The following is a 1,856-nucleotide window of genomic DNA, read 5'->3' as shown; positions in this document are numbered from 1 at the left end:
CCCCGCCGGGCGTTCGTGCTGCTCCCACCGCGATCCCATGCGGCCGAGGGAACCTCGTCGCGCTCCTTGACCCCTGGTCGGCGCTCAACGATGCTGTGTTGCGACACGTGAGATGTGTGCCGTAATGAGCAACATCTGATTCAAGTCTCGATCAGCCGAGGAGTGGCCATGACGCACCAGGTCCGTGCTGTCGTCGCGCGGGGCAAGGGCGCCCCCGTCAGCCTGGAAACGATCATCGTGCCTGACCCGGGTCCGGGTGAGGCGCTGGTGAAGATCGAGGCCTGCGGGGTCTGCCACACCGATCTGCACTATCGCGAGGGCGGCATCAACGACGACTTCCCGTTCCTGCTGGGCCATGAGGCGGCGGGGGTCGTGGAGTCGGTGGGGGAGGGGGTCACCGACGTCGCCCCCGGCGACTTCGTGATCCTCAACTGGCGTGCGGTGTGCGGCCAGTGCCGGGCCTGTCTGCGCGGGGAGTCGTGGTACTGCTTCGCCACCCACAACGCCAAGCAGAAGATGACCCTGCTGGACGGCACCGAGTTGTCGCCCGCGCTCGGTATCGGCGCGTTCGCGGAGAAGACGCTGGTCGCGGCCGGACAGTGCACCAAGGTCGACCCGACCGCGTCGGCGGCCGCCGCCGGTCTGCTGGGATGCGGCGTGATGGCGGGCATCGGGGCCGCGATCAACACCGGCAACGTCGGCCGGGGCGACTCGGTCGCCGTCATCGGCTGTGGCGGTGTCGGAGCCGCGGCGATCGCCGGGGCGAACCTGGCGGGCGCGGCAAAGGTCATCGCGGTCGACATCGACGACCGCAAGCTGGAGACCGCCTCGAAGCTGGGCGCGACCCACACCGTCAACTCCAAGTCCGCCGACGCGGTCGAGGCGATCCGCGAGCTGACCGGCGGCCACGGCGCCGACGTCGTCATCGAGGCGGTCGGCCGCCCGGAGACGTACAAGCAGGCCTTCTACGCCCGCGACCTCGCCGGCACGGTCGTCCTGGTCGGCGTGCCCACCCCGGAGATGAAGCTCGAACTGCCGCTGCTGGACGTCTTCGGCCGCGGCGGCTCCCTGAAGTCCTCCTGGTACGGCGACTGCCTGCCGAGCAGGGACTTCCCGATGCTGATCGACCTCTACCTCCAGGGCCGCCTCGACCTCGACGCCTTCGTCACGGAGACCATCGCCCTGGACGAGGTCGAGGAGGCCTTCGAGCGGATGCACCACGGCGACGTACTGCGCTCGGTGGTGGTCCTCTGATGGCCGCCCGCATCGAACACCTCGTCACCTCGGGGACGTTCTCCCTGGACGGCGGCACCTGGGACGTCGACAACAACGTGTGGATCGTCGGCGACGACACCGAGGCGATCGTCATCGACGCCGCGCACGACGCCGACGCCATCGCCGAGGCCGTCGGCGACCGGCGCCTCATCGCGATCGTGAGCACCCACGCGCACAACGACCACATCGACGCCGCGCCCGAACTCGCGGCCCGCACCGGCGCCCCGGTCCTCCTGCATCCGGACGACCTGCCGCTGTGGAAGCACACCCACCCCGACCGGGCGCCGGACGCCGAACTCACCGACGGCCAGGGCCTCACGGTGGCCGGCGTCGAGCTGACCGTGCTGCACACGCCCGGCCACGCCCCCGGGGCGGTCTGTCTGTACGCACCGGCCTTGAAGGCGCTCTTCAGCGGCGACACCCTGTTCGCCGGCGGGCCGGGCGCGACAGGACGGTCGTACAGCCATTTCCCGACCATCATCGACTCGATCCGGGACCGGCTGCTGACGCTGCCGGGAGACACCGTCGTGCACACGGGGCACGGTGACACGACCACCGTCGCAGCCGAGGCCCCGCACCTG

At 70.4% G+C, this 1,856-nt stretch carries 2 protein-coding genes; both read left to right on the top strand.

Annotation, left to right across the window (positions count from 1 at the left end; all coding sequences use genetic code 11):
• Positions 1 to 168 precede the first annotated feature (168 nt).
• The gene (locus ALMP_RS37690) at positions 169 to 1,254 is read left to right on the top strand and encodes an S-(hydroxymethyl)mycothiol dehydrogenase (protein WP_264936462.1); all 1,086 of its coding nucleotides are present in this window, start codon (positions 169 to 171) and stop codon (positions 1,252 to 1,254) included.
• The coding region (locus ALMP_RS37685) for an MBL fold metallo-hydrolase (RefSeq protein ID WP_264936461.1) at positions 1,254 to 1,856 on the top strand (603 nt) is incomplete at its 3' end. The genes ALMP_RS37690 and ALMP_RS37685, both read left to right, overlap by 1 nt.

The sequence above is a fragment of the Streptomyces sp. A012304 genome, assembly GCF_026008495.1.
In the GTDB taxonomy this organism is placed as follows: domain Bacteria; phylum Actinomycetota; class Actinomycetes; order Streptomycetales; family Streptomycetaceae; genus Streptomyces.
Note: the sequence above shows the minus strand (reverse complement) of the source record. Positions and strands in the feature narration are given on the sequence as shown.